At 70.8% G+C, this 18,597-nt stretch carries 10 protein-coding genes; 6 read left to right on the forward strand and 4 right to left on the reverse strand.

Annotation, left to right across the window (positions count from 1 at the left end; genetic code table 11):
- Positions 1–64: 64 nt before the first annotated feature.
- Positions 65–3,007 carry a glycoside hydrolase family 3 C-terminal domain-containing protein gene (locus ACIRDU_RS27480; protein ID WP_403583956.1) on the reverse strand — a complete coding sequence of 981 codons (2,943 nt, stop codon included), beginning with the start codon at positions 3,005–3,007 and terminating at the stop codon, positions 65–67.
- A gap of 746 nt (positions 3,008–3,753) precedes the next feature.
- Between ACIRDU_RS27480 and ACIRDU_RS27485 the strand changes: the two genes are divergently transcribed.
- From ACIRDU_RS27485 to ACIRDU_RS27495, 3 genes are all read left to right on the forward strand, one after another.
- The gene (locus tag ACIRDU_RS27485; protein WP_403583958.1) at positions 3,754–6,123 is read left to right on the forward strand and encodes a xyloglucanase; all 2,370 of its coding nucleotides are present in this window, start codon (positions 3,754–3,756) and stop codon (positions 6,121–6,123) included.
- A gap of 194 nt (positions 6,124–6,317) precedes the next feature.
- Positions 6,318–8,450 carry an alpha-galactosidase gene (locus ACIRDU_RS27490; protein ID WP_403583960.1) on the forward strand — a complete coding sequence of 711 codons (2,133 nt, stop codon included), beginning with the start codon at positions 6,318–6,320 and terminating at the stop codon, positions 8,448–8,450.
- A 40-nt stretch (positions 8,451–8,490) separates the two neighbouring features.
- Positions 8,491–10,002, forward strand: a complete 1,512-nt coding sequence (locus ACIRDU_RS27495) for a glycoside hydrolase family 43 protein (RefSeq protein WP_403583963.1) — start codon at positions 8,491–8,493, stop codon at positions 10,000–10,002.
- Between the two features lie 189 nt (positions 10,003–10,191).
- On the opposite strand, the gene ACIRDU_RS27500 is transcribed toward ACIRDU_RS27495, so the two are convergent.
- Positions 10,192–10,467: a hypothetical protein gene (locus ACIRDU_RS27500; RefSeq protein ID WP_403583965.1), complete on the reverse strand. Its 276-nt coding sequence runs from the start codon at positions 10,465–10,467 to the stop codon at positions 10,192–10,194.
- Positions 10,464–11,285 carry a phytanoyl-CoA dioxygenase family protein gene (locus tag ACIRDU_RS27505; RefSeq protein WP_403583967.1) on the reverse strand — a complete coding sequence of 274 codons (822 nt, stop codon included), beginning with the start codon at positions 11,283–11,285 and terminating at the stop codon, positions 10,464–10,466. Before ACIRDU_RS27505 ends, ACIRDU_RS27500 begins: the two co-directional genes overlap by 4 nt.
- Before the next feature lie 74 nt (positions 11,286–11,359).
- Here ACIRDU_RS27505 and ACIRDU_RS27510 point away from each other — a divergent pair, with 74 nt between their 5' ends.
- From ACIRDU_RS27510 to ACIRDU_RS27520, 3 genes are all read left to right on the forward strand, one after another.
- Entirely contained in the window at positions 11,360–12,190 is an 831-nt protein-coding gene (locus tag ACIRDU_RS27510; protein ID WP_403583969.1) for a helix-turn-helix domain-containing protein, read from the forward strand.
- A 304-nt stretch (positions 12,191–12,494) separates the two neighbouring features.
- Complete coding sequence (locus tag ACIRDU_RS27515) at positions 12,495–13,844, forward strand: PHB depolymerase family esterase (protein WP_403583971.1); 1,350 nt, start codon at positions 12,495–12,497, stop codon at positions 13,842–13,844.
- 297 nt (positions 13,845–14,141) lie between these two features.
- Complete coding sequence (locus ACIRDU_RS27520) at positions 14,142–16,970, forward strand: glycoside hydrolase family 2 TIM barrel-domain containing protein (protein WP_403583974.1); 2,829 nt, start codon at positions 14,142–14,144, stop codon at positions 16,968–16,970.
- Between the two features lie 233 nt (positions 16,971–17,203).
- Here the strand turns inward: ACIRDU_RS27520 and ACIRDU_RS27525 are convergent, their stop codons facing one another.
- On the reverse strand, positions 17,204–18,532 hold the full coding sequence (locus ACIRDU_RS27525) for a class I SAM-dependent RNA methyltransferase (RefSeq protein WP_403583976.1): 1,329 nt from the start codon (positions 18,530–18,532) through the stop codon (positions 17,204–17,206).
- Positions 18,533–18,597 lie beyond the last annotated feature (65 nt).

The following is an 18,597-nucleotide window of genomic DNA, read 5'->3' on the forward strand; positions in this document are numbered from 1 at the left end:
TGGAACGCGGCGGCAGACGTCTTCTTGCCGCGCCCCACCCCTCCTTACCGCGTCCCGCCGCTGCTCACCGCGTCCCGCCGGCGATCGCTGCCAGGTGGACACCGCCCCGCAGAACGAGATGCAGATCGTGCACCCCGGTCACCTCCTCCGGCATCCGCGCGCTGACCGTGCGCCAGTCGTACCGGCCGTCGGTGCCGTTGGGGACACGGAGGGTGGCGAGCAAGGTTCCGGCACCGGGAGCGCCGTCGGCGTGGATCTCGACGGTCGCGTCCTCCTCCGTCGCGCACGACACCTCGGCCGTGATGACCCGCGGCCCGTCCGCCGGGCTGCCCAGGTCGACTGAGCCGTAGCGCAGTGCGCAGTGGATGTCACCGGTCGCCGGGGTGACCGCCTCCCCCTTCTCCCGGGTGGCGTCGACGAGCGTGCCGCCCTCGCACTCGTCGAAGTCGACGGCCTCCAGTCGTCCGCCGAGGAGAGTGCGGGCAGGGAGCGCCGGCCCCGTCACGGTGAGTGGCGCTGTCAGGGCGATGGCATCGGCCGAGTGCCCGATCAGGATCTCGTACGGCCCCGGGTCCACGGCGAGGGCGCCGGCCGGGACGGACCAGTGGGCCAGGGCCGCGACGGGCAGGTCGAACTCCAGCCGCCGCCGTTCACCGGGGGTGAGGGAGACCTTGCGGAAGTCCGTCAGTCTGCGCCTGGGCGCGCGGTGGCGGGCGGCGAGCGCGCGGGTGTAGAGCTGCACGGTCTCGGTGCCCGTGCGCGTTCCGGTGTTGATGAGCTCGACGCTCACGGTCAGGGTGTCGTCCTGCGCCGCTTCCCGGGCGGACAGCCGCAGGCCGGAGTAGGCGAAGCTCGTGTAGGACAGGCCGTGCCCGAAGGGGTACAGCGGTGCGGCCTGGTGGTACTGGTAGGTCCAGCCGGCGCTGATGATGTCGTAGTCGAGGCGGCCGGGCAGCGGGTCGTCGCCGCGGTACCAGGTCTGCGGGAGCCGTCCGGAGGGTTCGGCCTCGCCGAGCAGGATCGCGGCGAGTGCCCGGCCCGTCTCCTGCCCGCCGTGGGAGGTCCACACCACGGCGGGCAGGTGCTCGTCCGCCCAGTCGACGGCGTACGGGTAGCTGCTCATCACGACCAGTACCGACTCGGGACGCTCGGTGGCGACGGCGCGCAGCAGGGCCTCCTGCGCGGGCGGCAGTGAGATGCCCGCACGGTCCTCGGTCTCGCGGCCGTTGATGTGTGGGTCGTTTCCGAGGACGACCACGGCGATGTCCGCCGAGGCGGCGGCCGCGACGGCTTCGGCGATTCCGTCCCTGACGACAGTTCGGGTCCAGCGTTCCGCCTGCTCGGGGGCTTGGGCGGAGAGGGTGACGCGGCCGGTGGCGGGGTCCACGGCGGCGTAGCGGCCGTTGCTGATGTTGCGCAGCAGTTCCGTGCCGTCCGGCTGGGGTTCCAGCCGGAAGGTCTCGTGGACGAACCAGCCGTTCGGCTGCGTCTGGTCGGCGGCGAGAGTGAGGTCGCCGTCCTTGAGGGTGACGTAGCGTTCCGTGCGGGCGTTGCGGAGCGTCAGCACGCCCTCGCCCCAGTCGAACAGGTCGTGGCAGGCGCTGTCGCCCGCCTCCTGCTCGTCCGAGTGAGCACCGGCCACCATGGGCCCGTCGGGGTCGAGCGCCGGCACGCGCAGGAGGCCTCCGGTGGAGGCGGCGCGCAGCGTGATCCGGTCGACCCCCTCCGCGCGGACCGCTTCGGCGCCGCGCTCCTCGAGGGCCGCCTCCAGGCCGGCGGCAATGGTGATCCGGTACGGCATGGTGCCGCTGTACCAGTCCTCGAAGAGGGTGTCCGCCAGCGGACCGACGAGCGCGACGCGCCCGCCGGGGGCCGGTGACAGCGGCAGTGCGCCGTCGTTCTTCAGCAGCACCACCGACTCCGTGGCGGCGCGCAAGGCGAGCGCCCGGTGGGCGGGGCTGTCCACGACGTCGTCGCGGATGCCGGCGTAGGGGTCGAGGTCCGGATCGAACTCGCCGAGGCGGAAGCGTATCGACAGGTGGCGTCGCGCGGCGCGGTCGATGTCGTCCTCGGTGAGCAGCCCGCGGTCGACCGCCGTGCGGAGCCGGTCCAGGGTGACGCTGCCGTCCTCGTCCAGTTCGGTGATGCTGTCGACACCGGCGCGTACCGCCGCCGCGTGGGAGGTGGCGTGGTCGTCGAAGTAGTGCTCCGATTCGGCGAGGTTGGTCACCGCTCCGGCGTCGCTGCAGACGAACAGCTCGTGGCCGGTGGGCTCGGCCCAGCGCCGTACCTCGGTCTCGATCAGTGGACTGACATGGCAGGGGCGGCCGTTGATGAGGTTGTAGGCCGGCATGACGCCGGTGGCGGCGCCGGACGCGATCGCCGGGCGGAAGGCGGCGAGGTCGTACTCGTGCAGCACCCTGGGCGGCACCACGGAGGAGGTGATGTCGCGCTCGTCCTCGTTGTTGTAGGCGAGGAAGTGCTTCAGGAGCGGTGCGGTGCGCAGATAGACCGGGTGGTCCCCGGCCAGCCCGCGGCAGAAGCTGACGGAGAGCCGGCCGGTGAGCAGCGGATCCTCCGCGTACCCCTCCTCGTTGCGGCCCCAGCGGGGGTCGCGCAGCAGGTTCACCACGGGGGCCCAGACCTGGAGGCTGGGCCGGCGACCGTCGGCGGCGGGGCGCTGGTGGAGGGCGCGGGCCTCGGTGCCGACGGCCGTGGCGACCTCGTGCAGCAGCTCCTCGTCCCAGGTCGCTCCCAGGCCCACCGCCTGTGGGAACACGGTGGCCGGCCCCAGCCAGGACACGCCGTGCAGTCCTTCGGTACCGGTCTTGAAGGGGGCCAGTCCGAGGCGCGGGACTCCTGGTGAGTGCTGGTAGAGCAGCTCGATGCGCTCGTCGAGCGTCAGCCGGGAGATCAGGTCGTCGACTCGCCGGGCGAGGGGTAGCGCGGGGTCACGGAACGGCAGGTCGGTGGTGGGCGGCTCGGGGGATGTGGCGGCGGTACTCACCTGAGAAGTCCCTTGCAGGAGGTCGACGGAGAAGGCGCGGGAAGCGTGGGCGACTGCGGAGCCGGGCGGCGTACGGCTTTTGTCGATCACATGTGGTGGAGTCGAAGCGCTTCGACGTTGACATGACGCTGAGTCGTGTGTCAATCACAGGTGGCCCAGCCGTCGGAAGCCGTTCTTCCGGTGTCGGCGTTCCTCTTGAAAAGTTCACCTAGAAACCCAGCTCACATGGGGCAAAGTCGCATGGAGGGCGGTGCGCGCTCTCACGCCCGACCGTGCCTGTTATCGAAAAGTGACCTTGACGGCCCGTTGTCGCCCACGGAAATGCGGCCTTAGTCTCACCGAAACGTCGAAGCGCGTCGACTCGGTTGGCTGCCGCCCTCCGGACATGAGACCACCGGACGACGCAGCGTCTGCCCGCCCGCCGGTCGGATCGACGCAAACGAAGGGCCGCAACGACATGAGCAGTGAGGTGAACCGCCGAGTCGTCCTGCGAACAGCCGCCGGCGTGGCGGGCGCCGCCTCCCTCTCACCGCTGCCGCCCGCCGGCAACGAGGACTACCAGGCCGTGTCCCGGGCGCTGGGCACCACGATCCACATGCGGCCCGCCGGCGGGAACACCTCCGGCACGTCCGGCACCCTCGGCGCCCCAGACGAGGCCTGCGGATCGGCTTCTGGAGCCGGCCGGCCGGACCGCGGCTTGTGCGCAGGCCCCGTAGGGACCCGCACCCGAAAGGCAAGGACCCGTCATGACCCATGCCCCGCACCTCTCCCGCCGAGGCCTGCTGGCCGCAGGCGCGGCCACGGCCGCACTCCCCCTGCTGGCCCCCTCCGGTGCCTCCGCCGCACCCGTCACACCCGCCACATCCGCCCGCGTGGCCGAGAAGGTCCGGCACACGCCCTACACCTTCCGCAACGCCGAGATAGTCGGCGGCGGCTTCGTCACCGGCATCGTCTTCAACCAGCGCGAGCCCGGACTGGTGTACGCCCGGACCGACATCGGTGGCGCCTACCGCCTCGACAAGAAGTCCAGACGGTGGGTCCCCCTCACCGACTGGATCGGCTGGGACGAGTACGGACACACCGGCATCATCAGCGTCGCCACCGACGAGGCCGACCCCGACCGTGTCTACCTGGCGGCGGGCACGTACACCATGCCCGAGTGGGACCCGGACATGGCGGCGATCCTGCGCTCGACCGACCGCGGCCGCACCTGGAAGACCACGCCCCTGCCGTTCCGGCTGGGCGGCAACATGCCCGGCCGGGGCATCGGCGAGCGGCTGGTGATCGACCCCAACCGCAACAGGATCCTCTACCTGGGAGTGCGCGGTGGCCACGGGCTGTGGCGCAGTACCGACTACGGCAAGACCTTCGCGAAGGTGACCACCTTCCCCAACGTCGGCGACTTCGTCCCCGACCCCACCGACCCCGACGGCTACAACGGCGACAACCTGGGCGTGCTGCAGGTCGTCTTCGACAAGCGCACCGGCAGAGCGGGGAAGGCCACCCGGACCCTCTACGTCACCGTCGCCGACAAGGACAACATCCTGTACCGGTCGACCGACGCGGGAAGGACCTGGGAACGCGTTCCCGGGCAGCCCACCGGCTTCATCCCGCACCACGCGGTCTTCGACCACGTCGGCGGCTACCTGTACCTGGCGACCAGCGACACCGCCGGCCCGTACGACGGCTCCAAGGGCGACGTGTGGAAGCTGGACACCGCCACCGGCACCTGGACCCGCATCAGCCCGGTCCCGTCCACCAGCGACGACAACAAGTGGGGTTACAGCGGCCTGACCATCGACCGGCAGAACCCGGACACCCTGATGGTGTCCACCCAGGTCAACTGGTGGCCCGACTGCATCCTCTTCCGCTCCACCGACGGCGGCGCGAGCTGGACCCGCGCGTGGGACCTGGGCCCGAACTCCGTGCGCACCCTGCGCTACGACATCGACATCTCCGCCGCCCCCTGGCTGACCTGGAACGCCTCGCCGTCGCTGCCCGAGATGACCCCCAAGCTGGGCTGGATGATGGAGTCCGTCCAGATCGACCCCTTCGACTCCGACCACTTCATGTACGGCACCGGCGCGACGATCTACGGCGCGGACAACCTGACCGACTGGGACAGCGGCGGCACGGTGCACCTGTCCGTACGGGCCCAGGGGCTGGAGGAAACCGCTGTCCTGTGTGTGATCAGCCCGCCCGCCGGCGCGGCGCACCTCTTCTCCGGCATGGGCGATGTCGGCGGCTTCCGGCACACGGATTTCCGCAAGGCGTCGAAGATGTACGACAGCCCGACCTTCGACAACACCCCGGCCCTGGACTACGCGGAGCTGGCGCCCCACACCATCGTGCGGGTCGGCCGTCCCACCAGCGGCTGGACCCAGCGCTTCGCCATCTCCACCGACAGCGGCGGCAGCTGGAAGCCGTCGGGCAGTGAGCCGTCCGGCGTGACCGGGCCCGGAGTCGAGGACCAGGCCGTCGCCATCAGCGCCGACGGCAGACGGATCGTCTGGTCCCCGGCCGGTGCGCCGGTGAGCTGGTCCGACGACCACGGAGCGACCTGGACGGCGTCGAAGGGGCTGCCGGCCGGGGCCCCCGTGCGCTCCGACCGGGTGAACCCGGCGAAGTTCTACGCCTACCACGCCGGCGTCTTCTACCTCAGCACGGACGGCGGCAAGAGCTTCGAGGCCACGGCGGCGACCGGTCTGCCCACCGCGGGGAACGTCCGGTTCAAGGCGGTACCGGGCCACGAGGGCGACATCTGGCTGGCCGGCGGCACCGACAAGCCCACGACCCCCACACCGTACGGGCTGTGGCGGTCGACCGACTCCGGAACGTCCTTCACCAGGTTCAAGGCGGTGGACGAGGGCGATGTCGTCGGATTCGGCAAGGCCGCGCCCGGCGCGACCTACCCCGCCGTCTACACCAGCTCCAAGATCCACGGCGTGCGCGGCATCTTCCGGTCCGACGACGCGGGCCGCACCTGGACCCGCATCAACGACGACCGCCACCAGTACGCCTGGACCGGCAACACCATGACCGGAGACCCCCGGATCTACGGTCGCGTGTACTTCGGGACGAACGGACGCGGAGTCATCTACGGCGAGCCGAAGTGAGGTCGGCTCCCTCCTGGGGCGCGGTGGGCTTCTGACGCCGCGCTGCCCCTGTGCGTCACCGCGCACACACCACCGTGCTCGCCGTCGAGTGCGTCGGCGAGCACGGCCCGAACCGGGACACCGGCCCCACAGCCCACGAACCGCCGCCCGGTGGCTGCGCGGTCCCGTGCAGCCCCTGACCTGGAAAGGACATCATGGAGAACGATCAGCGGAGCTTCCGCTGGGGTCACGACGCCCTGCATCTCGAGTTCGTCCTCGGCGACGACGGCGGCGCCCGCCTGACGCATCTCGGACTGCCCGGCGAAGCGGGCAGCGACCCCGGCGCGTCCCTGCCGCTGGTGGAGGTGACGGCCGCGGGTCACGGCCGTGACTGGTCGGGCAGCCGTCTGATCGGGACCGCTCTCGGCGGGCGGCTGCGCCACCGGGCCCACCGCGCGGCCCGCGACGGCGACTGGCACACGCTGACCGTGCATCTCCACGACCCGGAAACCGGGTTGGCCGCGGAGGTGACCTACCGGTCGCCGGACGGCATCCCCGTGCTCCGCAGCGAAGTGATCCTGCGCAACGAAGGGCGGACCACACTGCACCTGGAGTCGGTCAGCTCGCTCACGGTGGGCTGCCTCACCTCGCAGGACCCGGCGGCCGTCGACGCCGCCGATCTGCTGTGGGCGGACAACGACTGGCTCGCCGAATGCCGCTGGCAGCGACAGCCGATGCGCGGGACCACACCCGGCGTCAGCGGACGCGTGAAGTACGGGCACGGCAAGGCCGGCTTCGCCCTGAACGGACAGGGCACCTGGTCCAGTTGCGGGCACCTGCCCATGGGCGGACTGACGGACCGGCGTACCGGCCGCACCTGGGTGTGGCAGATCGAGCACAACGGAGGGGGCTGGCGCTGGGAGTGCCAAGAACACGACCGGACGGCCTACGCGGCACTGTTCGGGCCCACCGACGCCCACCACGGCTGGCGCCACCCCCTGGAACCCGGCGCCGCTTTCCGCACCGTACCCGCCGCCCTGTCGTTCAGCGCGGACGGCGGCCCCGACGCCGCGTTCGCCGCGCTCACCCGCTACCGCCGCGCCCACCGCCGCCCGCACGCCGACCACCGGCGTCTGCCCGTCATCTTCAACGACTACATGAACTGCCTGATGGGAGACCCCACCACCGACAAACTGCTGCCGCTGATCGACGCGGCGGCCGAGGCCGGCGCCGAGTACTTCGTCATCGACGCGGGCTGGTACGACGGCGACAACGGCGGCTGGTGGACCACCGTCGGCGCCTGGGAACCGGCCGCCTCCCGCTTCCCCGGCGAGAAGGGGATCCACGAGGTGCTGGACCGCATCCGGGAGCGCGGCATGGTCCCCGGCCTGTGGCTGGAGCCTGAAGTCATCGGCGTCGACAGCCCCATGGCCAAGTCCCTGCCCGACGAGGCGTTCTTCCGCCGCGACGGCGTCCGCCTCACGGAGACCGGCCGGCACCACCTGGACCTGCGCCACCCGGCCGCCCGCGCCCACCTGGACCAGGTCGTGGACCGCCTGGTCGGCGAGTGGGGCGTCGGCTATCTCAAGCTCGACCACAACATCGACCCCGGCTCCGGCACCAGCGCCCACCCCGGCGAGACCCCGGGCGCCGGTCTGCTCGGCCACAACCGGGCGCACCTCGACTGGCTGGACGGCATCCTGGACCGCCATCCGCACCTGGTGGTGGAGAACTGCGCCTCGGGCGGCATGCGATGGGACCACGCCCTGCTGTCGCGGCTGCAACTGCAGTCCACCAGCGACCAGCAGAACCTACAGCGCTACGCGCCCATCGCCGCCTCCGCACCCACCGCCGTCACTCCCGAGCAGGGCGCCGTGTGGGCCTATCCGCGGCCGGAGGACTCCCTCGACGAGGTCGCCTTCACCATGGCGAGCGCCCTTCTCGGCCGCATCCACCTCTCCGGCCACCTGCCGGAGCTGGGGCCCGAGGCCCGCGCCCTGGTCCACGAGGCGGTCGCCGTGTACAAAGCCATCCGCGCCGACCTGCCGGAGGCCGTGCCGTCCTGGCCACTCGGCCTTCCCGGCTGGGACGACCCCTGGATCGCCCTGGCCCTGCACGCCCCCTCCACCACCTACCTCTCCGTCTGGCGCCGCTCGGGCGGCGAGGCGACCACTCTCCGGCTGCCTGAACGGGCGGGCGGCGCGGCCCGTGCCGAGGTGCTGTACCCCGCCGCACATCAGGCCGTTGCCGCCTGGAACCCGGACACGGCCGACCTCACCGTGACCCTGCCCACCGCGCCGTCCGCGGCGCTGCTCCGCATCACCCGCACGGAGTCGGACGCTCCCTGAGCGCCGCCCTGCCGCCCACCCGACGAAAGGAGAACCGAGAGTGCCTGCTCAGAACCGGATCGCCCCCGCCGCCAACCCCGTGCTCCCCGGGTTCCACCCCGACCCGAGCATCTGCCGGGTCGGCGACGACTACTACCTCGCCTGCTCCAGCTTCGAGTACTTCCCCGGCGTACCCCTCTTCCACAGCCGTGACCTGGTGCACTGGCGGCAGATCGGCAACGTACTGGACCGGCCGGAGCAGTTGCGCCTGCCGGCCTCCATGCCGTCATCGGGCGGCATCTACGCCCCCACCCTGCGCCACCACGACGGCCGCTTCTGGCTGATCGTCACCAACTGCAGCGAGGGCGGCGGCAACCTGATCGTCACCGCCACCGACCCCGCCGGACCGTGGTCGGATCCGATCCCCGCACCCGACGTACCCGGCATCGATCCCGACCTGGCCTGGGACGAGGACGGCACCTGCTGGTGCACCGTCGCCGGGGTCGCACAGGTCCGCCTCGACCCGTCCACCGGACAGACGTACGGCACACCGCACAAGCTCTGGTCCGGCGGCCCCGGCGCCAAGGCCCCGGAGGCGCCGCACCTGTACCGGATCGGCGACTACTGGTACCTGCTCATCGCCGAGGGCGGCACCGAACGCGGCCACGGCGTGTCCATCGCCCGCGGCCGCACGCCGACCGGCCCCTTCGAGCCGTGCCCGGCCAACCCCATCCTCACCCACCGCGGCACCGACCACCCCGTGCAGAACACCGGCCACGCCGACCTGGTCCAGGGCCCCGACGGCTCGTGGTGGATGGTCTTCCTCGGCGTCCGGCCGCGCGGCGGCACCCCCGGCTGGCACGTGCTCGGCCGGGAGACCTTCCTGACACCCGTGACCTGGGAGAACGACTGGCCCGTCGTCGGCGAGGTCACCACGGACCTCTCCACGCTCCCCTGGCCGCTGTCCCCCGCTCCCGAGGAGGAACGGCGCGACGACTTCGAGCTCAGCGAACTCGGGCCGGCCTGGATCTCCGTGCGGGACCGCCCCGCCGGGCTCTGCACCACCAAGGACCGCCCCGGATGGCTGACGCTCCACGCGCGAGGCGGCTCCCTGGATGAGCCCGACGCGGTGTTCACCGGCCGCCGCCAGCAGCACCTCACCTGCCGGGCCCGCACCCTGGTCGACCCGGAGCAGGGGCGCGGCGGCCTCGCCGTCCGGCTGGACGAGCGGCACCACTACGCGATCGAGGCGTCCGGGACGGACGTACGGGTGATCGCGCGCGTCGGCGACCTGCGCACGGTCATGGCCGAACGCTCCGTGCCCGCAGGGCCAGTGGTCCTCGCCCTCACCATCACGGACCCACCGCCCCCGCACGGGCCGTGCACCGGACCCGACATCGTCTCCCTCGGCATCGAACAACCCGACGGCACCTTCACCGAGCTCGCGGCCCTCGACGGCCGCTACCTGTCGACCGAGGTCGCCGGCGGCTTCACCGGCCGCGTCATCGGCATGTACGCCGCCGAAGGCACCGTCCACTTCGACTGGTTCGACTACGAGCCCTTCGACCGCTGAACCGGCCGAAGGGCACGACCGACCGAAAGGGCCCGCACATCCTGAATGGCATATACATGCCCTTCATTCGTTGCCCCAGTTTGTCGAAGCGCTTCGAACGTAACCGGGATTAGCAATCTCTTTCTCGAGAGGGCCTGCACGAGGGTGGGACGATAAACGCAGGGAGTTATGCAGAAGCGTTGACCTGCGTCAAAGGCGAAGGACGTCCTCCGCCTTCTCGAAGAAGAACTCGTGTTTGAGGAAGGAGACGTCGTACTCGTGACCGGGCTGCGGGGGCAGCAGCTGGGAGGCCTGGAACAGACGCCACCCGTCCTGCAATGCGTCAAGCCCGGTGGCATAGGGCGGCTCGTCGCTGTCACCGGTCGTCGGACGGGTCCGGCCGGTCCCGTCGTAGCGGGACCAGCCCACGACGGGGGAGTCCAGCGCCGACGTCGCGAGATAGAGGACCAGGACCTGCTGCCTCATGCGTGACTCCTCAGGGCCGGCCGGTTGCTGACGCGCGTGACCCAGTAGTCGACGTCGAACGAGTCGTCTCCGGTCAGGGCCCGCCACAGCAGGACCCGGTTGTAGATCTCCAGTCGGCCCGTGGCCCACTCGTACCAGGGGAAGTACGTGTTGAGTTCCGCGGTCACCGCGGGGTCGTGCAGATCTGAGACGTCCCACAGACGCACCTGCGGCACGGTCGGGTTGAGGCGGAGTTTGTACATGTAGCGCCGGCCCGCGGTGTCGTTGCGGCGGCCACTGTGCCAGATGCCGTGATGCACGAGAACGACCGTGCCCGCCGGGCAGGTCAGGCGGGTCTGTCCCCGGAGGTTCTGGACGCGGCCGACGTCCGTCTCGTTGATCCTGCGCAGATGGCTTCCGGGCACGCTGAGGGTGCCGCCCATCTCGGCGGTCACCTCGTGCGGGTAGTACATGAGCTGGATGTCGAACGCGTCCGGCCGCACATCGATGATCGCGTCTGCGTGGAGCGGCTGCGCCTGTCCCTCGTACGGCTCGCGCACATGAACCGCATGGTGGTCGACGGTCGGGTCGGGGCCGACCAGGCTCTCGACAGCGCCGGCGACGACCGGCAGGGCGAGCAGCTCGTGGACGAAGGTGTCCTGGGCGAACGCCTCGCCCAGCGCAGTGCCGTAGGGCACTTCCGGCAGGCCGCCCTCGGTCAGGGCCGCGATGGCCCGTTCGTTGATCTCCTGCGGCACCACCCCGTCCAGGCGCAGGAATCCCTGCGCGACGAAGCGCGCCACCTGAACCGATGCCAGGAGTTGCGTGCTGGTTGACATGCGACGAACGTACGTGCCGTGTTTGAGATCGGTCGTGGGCTGAAATCGTCCAGTGCTGGTAATTTTTCGTCCTCGTGAAACACGTGACATTGCGGCTCGACGAGGCGCCCACCGTGGTCGCCGCCGGCATCGGGATACACGGCGTCTCCACCGCCCACGACGTGTTCCGGCTGCCCGACCTGTGGCAGCTGCACCTCTACCACTACGAGGGGGCTCTGTCCCTCGGGCCGTCGGTCCACCCCATACGCCCCGGCCACGTCAGTCTCGTGCCGCCGAACACGGAGGTGCACTTCCACTACCGGGGCAGGTCCGAGCATTTCTACGTCCACCTGCGGCTGCATGACGGCGGAACCGCGCGGGTGGTGCCGGTGATGCAGGACGCCGCCGCCGAGAGCACCCACCTGGCCGACCTGCTCCGACACGCCGTGACGGCCATGCCGACCTCTCCCCGGCGGGCCACGGCCGAGGTCTGGACCGCTCTGTGGCGCATCGCCGAGCTCCCGAGGGGCGAGGGGGCCGGGCGCCGCCACCCCTTCGTGGCCGCCGCCCAGGCCTACGTCGAAGAACACCTGGCAGGCCCGCTGTCCGTACCGGACGTCGCTCGCGCCGTCGGAATCTCCCACACACACCTGACACGCGTGTTCCGTGCCGAAACCGGCCTCACGGTCGTGTCGTACATCCGGCACCGACGCCTTCAGCGCGCCCGCCACCTTCTGTCGTCCTCCACCCTGTCCATCACCGCCGTCGCCGCGGCCGTGGGCATCGCCGACCTCCAGGCCTTCAACAAGGCCTGCCGCCGTGAACTCGGCGCCAGTCCGCGCGACGTACGTGCGGCTGCCCCGGCGGGGCTGGAAGGCCGAGGCCCGCACGAGAGCCCCATCGAGGCGGCACGCCAGCGCCGCTGACGGGCCCGCGCGCCCTGGCCTCCATGGATTGCGGCGGATCGGCTCGCCGCAGCAATTCCCGAACGCGGTCACGGTCCGCACCCGACAAAGCGGTCAAGGTCGGCCGGTAGCCCACAGCGAGTGTTGAAGCGCTTCACTTGATAACTGAGTCAATGAGAAGTCTCTGCCGAAACAGAGGAATGGAGGCTCCGCTGCCTTGCTTACCTCCAGGCATTGACACCACGCCAAGGGCAATGGAATCGTCGAAGCGCTTCACCACCCGGTCATCCCCCCGGCCGCGCCGGATTCCACGAAGGACACCGTCATGTCCCGGAAGTCCAAAAAGAGAAGCATCACAGATGTACTGGTAACCCTGCTGATGGCGATCTCGCCGCTGATCGCGGCGCTCGGACTGACCGGCGCCTCGGCTACGACCGCGTCGGCCGCGTCACTGACCGAGGTGACCAACTTCGGCAGCAACCCCGGAAACCTGCGGATGTACGTCTACAGGCCCGACAACGCTCCGGCACGCCCGGCCGTGCTGGTGGCAGTGCACTACTGCACCGGCACGGGGCCCGCCTTCTACTCCAACACGGAGTTCGCCCGCCTGGCCGACCAGTACGGGTTCATCGTCGTCTACCCGGACGCGAACGTCAGCGGGCAGTGCTTCGACGTCTCCTCGCCCCAGGCGCTCAGGCATGACGGGGGCAGCGACCCCACGAGCATCGCCTCGATGGTCCGGTACACCCTGCAGAACATGAACGCCGACCCCGGCCGGGTCTACGTCACCGGCGCCTCGTCCGGCGCGATGACGACCAATGTCCTGCTCGGCGACTACCCCGACCTGTTCAAGGCCGGTGCGGCGTTCATGGGCGTGCCGTTCGGCTGCTTCGCCACCACCGACGGCTCCGGCTGGAACAGCGCCTGCTCCACCGGCCAGATCACCAGGACCCCACAGGAGTGGGGCGACCTCGTCCGGAACGCCTACCCGGGGTACACCGGCCCCCGGCCGCGGATGCAGCTGTGGCACGGCACCGAGGACGAAGCGCTGGACTACGTGAACTTCGGTGAAGAGATCAAGCAGTGGACCAATGTGCTCGGGGTGAGCCAGACCCCGGTCTTCACCGACTCCCCGCAGCCCAACTGGACCCGCACCCGCTACGGCTCCGCCGGCGCGCAGGCACCGGTCGAGGCGATCAGCATCCAGGGCGCCGGGCACAGCCTGCCCGAAAACGGCATGGCGGCCCGGGCCATCGCCTTCTTCGGACTCGACGGCGGGAACGGCGGGACCACCACAGGTCCGGTCCAGGCCACCGGTTCCGGCAAGTGCCTGGACGTGCCCGGCCATGCGCAGAGCAACGGCACCCAGACGCAGATCTGGGACTGCAACGGCGGCACCAACCAGACCTGGACCAGCACGTCGACCAAGCAGCTCACCGTCTACGGCGGTGCCAAGTGCCTCGACGCGACCGGCACCACGGCCGGCGCGAAAGTCTCGATCTGGGACTGCAACGGCGGCACCAACCAGCAATGGAACCGCAACTCCAACGGCACCATCACCAGCGTCCAGTCGGGCCTCTGCCTGGACGTGACCGGGGCCTCCACCGCCAGCGGCGCACTGGTCCAACTGTGGAACTGCAACGGCGGCAGCAACCAGCAGTGGCGCCTCGGCTGACACCACCGCCCAGGGCTGCGAGGGCTTCTCGAAACCACCCTCGGTTTCGAGAAGCCATACGCAAGCATGTGGGCTTGCAGTGGCGACGCTGACCGTGCGATTCCGAGACACCTGCCGGCTGCTGCCACCGTGTTCGACTTATTCGACTCCTCATGTCGTCATCGCCCCTGCGGATGTGCGCTGATCTCCGGGGTTGCCGACGCAAGAGCTTCGACGACCGTGTGCCGACCCGGACCCGTCGACTACGTGCACGTCCCCGCCGTTGCCTCCCGATGGTTTCTGAAGGCTGGAGATGTCATGCAATTGTCACGCCGTGGCGTTCTGATCCTGGGCGCGGCCGGCGCGGCCCTCGCCGGAGGCCTGCCCACGGGCTGGGCCCGGGCCGCCGAGGCCGGGACGGCCGACGGAACGGACGCCTCCACGCGCACCGAGCGCCTGTACCTGTCCGGCGAGGACGCCGACCACCCGGTCGACTGGGACTTCCTGTGCACCAGCGGGCGGCGCAGCGGCAGTTGGGGCAGCATCCCGGTTCCGTCCAACTGGGAGTTCCACGGATACGGCACGTACAACTACGGGTGGAATCTGCGCCCGGAGGAGAAAGGCCGCTACCGGCACACCTTCACGCCGCCCGCCCACTGGCGTGACAGACGCGTCTTCGTCGTCTTCGAGGGGTCGATGACCGAGACCGAGGCGTGGATCAACGGCGAGCCGGCCGGGCCCGTCCACCGCGGTGGCTTCTACCGGTTCCGGTACGAGGTGACCGGCAAGCTGCGTCCGGGCCAGGACAACCTCCTGGAGGTGACCGTCAGCAAGGAGTCCACCGACGACTCCGTCAACCGGGCCGAACGCCTCGGCGACTACTGGAACTTCGGCGGCATCTACCGCCCCGTCCATCTCGAGGCGTTCCCGCACCAGCACATCGAGCGCATCGCCGTCGACGCCCGCGCCGACGGCACGCTGCGGATCGACGCCCATCTGTCGGGTACCGGTTCCGCCGACCGTCTCGTCGCCCGGGTCACCGACCTCTCCGGGCGCCCGGTCGGCGCCCCGTTCACCGCGGCCGTCGCTCCCGGCGCCACGGCGGTGACCCTCAGGACCACTGTCGACTCCCCCCGGCAGTGGACGGCGGAGACCCCGCACCTCTACCGCGTCGAGGTCGCGCTCCGCGCCGGCGACCGCCGCACCGTCCACCGCGTCGACGAGAGATTCGGCTTCCGCACCGTCGAGGTGCGCCCCGGCGACGGCGTGTACGTCAACGGCGTCAGGATCCTCCTGAAGGGAGCCAACCGGCACACCATCTGGCCCACGTCCGGCCGGGCGACCAGCGCGCGCATCAGCCGCAAGGACATCCTCCTGATGAGGGAGATGAACATGAACGCGGTCCGGATGTCCCACTACCCGCCGGACCCGCACTTCCTCGACCTCGCCGACGAACTCGGGCTGTACGTGCTCGACGAACTGGCCGGCTGGCAGAAGTCCTACGACGAGGCGGCGGGCAGACCTCTCGTCGCCTCGATGGTCACCCGTGACGTCAACCACCCGTCGATCCTGTTCTGGTGCAACGGCAACGAAGGCGGCTGGAACACCGCCCTCGACGCCGACTACGCCCGCCACGACCCCCAGCGGCGCGCCGTTCTCCACCCCTGGGCGAACTTCGGCGGCATCAACACCGACCACTACGAGACCTACGACAGCACGCGCCGCATCCTCCAGGAACAGGGCGACGTCTTCATGCCCACCGAGTTCCTCCACGGCCTCTACGACGGCGGCGCCGGCGCGGGGCTCGACGACTACTGGAAGCTGATGGGCCGTGAACGGCTCTCCGCAGGAGGCTTCCTGTGGTCACTGGTCGACGAGGGCATCGTGCGGGACGACCTCAGAGGCGCCATCGACGTGGCGGGCAACGCCGCACCCGACGGCATCCTCGGCCCCTTTCGCGAAAAGGAGGCCAGCTTCTACACGATCAAGGACATCTGGTCTCCCGTGCAACTCGCCGAGCCGGAGCGGTTCCTCTCCGGCCTGCCGGACGACTTCGACGGGCGGATCGGCCTCACCAACCACTACGCGTTCACCAACACCCGTACCTGCCGGTTCACTTGGCGGCTCCTGGACTTCCGCACCCCGGCGCAGCGGCGGAACGGCCACACGGTGCGGGCCCAGGGCACCGCCTCCGCTCCCGACATCGAGCCCGGCGCGCAAGGAGTGCTGCGCCTGCCCCTGCCGTCCGGCTGGCGACGCGCCGACGCCATGGCGCTCGTCGTCACCGGTGCCGACGGCCGCGAGATCCGCCGCTGGACATGGACCATCGCCTCCGCCGCCGACCAGGCCCGGCGACTGGTACGGACGGGCCCGGGACCGGCCGTACGCGGCCGACTCGCGGACGACACGTTCACCCTCGCGTCCCGCCACACCACGGTCACGCTCGACGCCACGACGGGCATGCTGGCCGGCGTCACCCACCGAGGGGCGGACTTCGCGCTGTCCCGCGGCCCGCTGCCCACCACCGGAACGGCGGACCTCACCCGCCTGACACACGGGCCCGACGGCGACGCCTATTCGGTGGAGGCCGAGTACTCCGGCGTCCTGCGCCACGTCCGGTGGCGTCTGCACCCCAGCGGGTGGCTGCAGTTGGACTACCGCTACCACCTCACCGGCGAGCACGACCTCTTCGGCGTCGGCTTCGACCATCCCGAATCGCAGGTGACCGGCGTGACATGGCTCGGCCGCGGACCGCACAGAGTGTGGAAGAACCGGCTGCGCGGCGTCGCGACGGACGTCTGGACGAAGCAGTACAACGACACCGCGACCGGTGCCGAAGGCTGGGTGTACCCGGAGTTCAAGGGCTACCACGCGGACGTCCGCTGGGCGTCCCTGCACACCACCACCGGACGCATCACCATGGTCTCCGAGGACGAGAACCTCTACCTGCGCCTCTTCACCCCCCGGTTCGGACCCGACCCCCGCCATACCGCGCCGCCCTTCCCGAAGGGAGACCTGTCGTTCCTCGACGCCATCCCGGCCATCGGCACCAAGTTCGACGCGCCGGCCGCGCTCGGCCCCAGCGGCGCCCCCACCACGGCGACGGGCGACTACGGCCGAACCCTGTACTTCTCGTTCTCCCGGTAGCGCGTCCACCCACTCGCCGACGCCGCACCATGCGGCCGGGCCCCCTGCCTACCGGCGCTGCTCCGCCGTCCACGACGGCGTCGGCGGTCCGGAGCAGACTGGCGCCGGCTGGAGCGAGGAACCGGTTTTGAGTCAGACGGGAGGCTCCGAGCGCATGGCGCCTTCACCTCGTGGGGTCGGGAAACAGGTCGAGCACACCCGGCCGCACCTGAGCGGCCTAGGGAAACTGCAGGTCAGAGCCCCTTTGCCGCCGGTTCAAGAATCGCCACACACTCCACATGCGACGTCATCGGAAACAGATCGAACGCCCGCAGCGTCCGCACCCGGTACCCGCCGTCCCGGAAGTACCCGAGGTCCCGCGCCAACGCCGCCGGATCGCACGCCACATACGCGATCCGCCGCGCGCCCAGCGAAGCCAGATGCTGAACCGTCTTGCGCCCCGCCCCCGCCCGGGGCGGATCCAGCACGATCAGGTCGACCTCCTCGATGCCCGTCCGCGGCAGCACGCTCTCGACCTTGCCCTGCTCGATGCGGACGCGGTCGAAGTCGGCGAGGTTGTGCCGCGCGTCCTCCACCGCCCGCTTGCCGGACTCGATGCCGAGGACCGCGCCCTGGTCGCCGACGCGGTCGGCCAGCGCGCCGGCGAAGAGACCGACGCCGCAGTACAGGTCGAGGGCCATGTCGCCCTTGCGGGGCAGCAGGCCCTGCATGACCGCCGTCACCAGGGTGTCCGCGGCCTTCGGGTGGACCTGCCAGAAGCCGCCGTTCCCGACACGGTGCGTGCGGCCGTCGGCACGTTCGCGGACGAACGGGCGACCGTGGACGCGGTGGACACCGCCGGAGCGCTCGTCCACGCGCAGGACGGAGACCGGGCGGTCGAGTTCGACCAGCGGGAGGCGCGCGCCCGGCTTCGGCGTGAGGACCACCTGGCGGTCCTGGGAGCCCGTCGCCGCGATCGCCTCGACGGAGTCCATGCCGGTCCAGACCCGCTTCTCGATGCCCAGCTCGCTGACGCCCTCCGCGGCGATCATGCAGTGGTCGATCGGCTCCACCTCGTGCGAGCGGTGCCGGCGCAGGCCGGCCCGGCCGTCGGCGGTGACGGCGTACTGGACACGGGTGCGCCACGCGGGGACCTGGCCCGCGGGCACCTTGTCGCCCTCGGCGGGCAGCACCGTGCCGTCCCAGCCGGCCTCCTCCGGGGTGAGCCCGGCGAGGTGCTGGAGTTGTTCGGCGATGACGTCGGCCTTCAGGCGCCGCTGCGCGCCCGGCTTGGCGTGCTGCCAGTCGCAGCCCCCGCAGCGGCCGGGGCCGGCGAACGGGCAGGGCTCGTCGATCCGGTCCTTGGAGGCGTCGAGCACCGTCACGGCGTCCGCGCGCAGGAACCGCGCGCCCTGCTCGCCCTCCGTCACCCGCGCCACCACCCGCTCACCGGGCAGCGCGTGCCGTACGAACAGCACCTGGCCCTCGGACGTACGGGCGATGCAGTGACCGCCGTGGGCGACGGGGCCGACCTCGACCTCGTACTCCTCCCCCACCAGCGACTTCCTCGGTTCTGCCTGCATGGCGGGGTGACTCCAAAACACGTGAGGGGGAAGGGCCGAACAGAAGCGGCCGGACAACAGCCCAC

The sequence above is a fragment of the Streptomyces sp. NPDC093598 genome (assembly GCF_044764825.1).
Classification (GTDB): domain Bacteria; phylum Actinomycetota; class Actinomycetes; order Streptomycetales; family Streptomycetaceae; genus Streptomyces.

Excerpts from the sequence above, each read along its gene's own strand:
- ACIRDU_RS27485 (WP_403583958.1), top strand. The coding sequence starts at position 3,754 with ATGACCCATGCCCCGCACCTCTCCCGCCGAGGCCTGCTGGCCGCAGGC.
- ACIRDU_RS27490 (WP_403583960.1), top strand. The coding sequence starts at position 6,318 with ATGGAGAACGATCAGCGGAGCTTCCGCTGGGGTCACGACGCCCTGCAT.
- ACIRDU_RS27500 (WP_403583965.1), bottom strand. The coding sequence starts at position 10,467 with ATGAGGCAGCAGGTCCTGGTCCTCTATCTCGCGACGTCGGCGCTGGAC.
- ACIRDU_RS27505 (WP_403583967.1), bottom strand. The coding sequence starts at position 11,285 with ATGTCAACCAGCACGCAACTCCTGGCATCGGTTCAGGTGGCGCGCTTC.
- ACIRDU_RS27515 (WP_403583971.1), top strand. The coding sequence starts at position 12,495 with ATGTCCCGGAAGTCCAAAAAGAGAAGCATCACAGATGTACTGGTAACC.
- ACIRDU_RS27520 (WP_403583974.1), top strand. The coding sequence starts at position 14,142 with ATGCAATTGTCACGCCGTGGCGTTCTGATCCTGGGCGCGGCCGGCGCG.
- ACIRDU_RS27525 (WP_403583976.1), bottom strand. The coding sequence starts at position 18,532 with ATGCAGGCAGAACCGAGGAAGTCGCTGGTGGGGGAGGAGTACGAGGTC.